Source organism: Methylosinus sp. Sm6, assembly GCF_019802345.1.
Taxonomy (GTDB): domain Bacteria; phylum Pseudomonadota; class Alphaproteobacteria; order Rhizobiales; family Beijerinckiaceae; genus Methylosinus.
Genome location: NZ_JAINDZ010000153.1, coordinates 1 through 550, shown reverse-complemented (window position 1 = coordinate 550; position 550 = coordinate 1). Strand labels below are relative to the sequence as shown.

The following is a 550-nucleotide window of genomic DNA, read 5'->3' as shown; positions in this document are numbered from 1 at the left end:
GCATGCACGTGCCAGCGGCCGGCGCGGCGAGCCTTCAGATCGATCGAGAACGCATAGTCCTTGCCGATCTCCAGCGACACCGAGCGCGGAGCGAACTGCTCGCCGATGAACTGCGCCGTGCGGACCAGAACCGGGCCGGGCTCGCCGGCGTTCAGGAACGACGACTTCGGGTTGGCGACCGCCTGCGGCCACGCCGAGAAGACGTGAACCTTGCCCGAAAGAACCATCGACTCGTTGACGTTCAGCGAGGTCTTCGACCACTTCACGTCATACCAGTTCAGCGTGCGCATGCGCAGGAACGCCTGCTGCGACTTCTCGCCGTGCGCTTCCGCCGGAGCGACCGAAGCCGCCGTCGCCGCGATCGCCGCCGCGACGCTCAGGCCGAAGAGCTTGCCGACCCGTCCGGTCGCCAGCTCGGCCATTCTCTCCAAAGCTTTCATGTGAACCTACCTCCCAGATTTCTCTCCTGAGCCCGCCGTTCCCGCAGAGCTGCGCGTCGGCGGCCTCGCTCGTCTTCTCCGGAGCGGTTCCGACCGAAATCGGAAGCCGC

The 550-nt window shown here is 66.4% G+C and carries 1 protein-coding gene; it reads right to left on the bottom strand.

Annotated elements, in window-relative coordinates:
• Positions 1-440: methane monooxygenase/ammonia monooxygenase subunit B (locus tag K3F48_RS24025; protein ID WP_370631494.1), on the bottom strand; the 440-nt coding region annotated here is incomplete at its 3' end.
• Positions 441-550 lie beyond the last annotated feature (110 nt).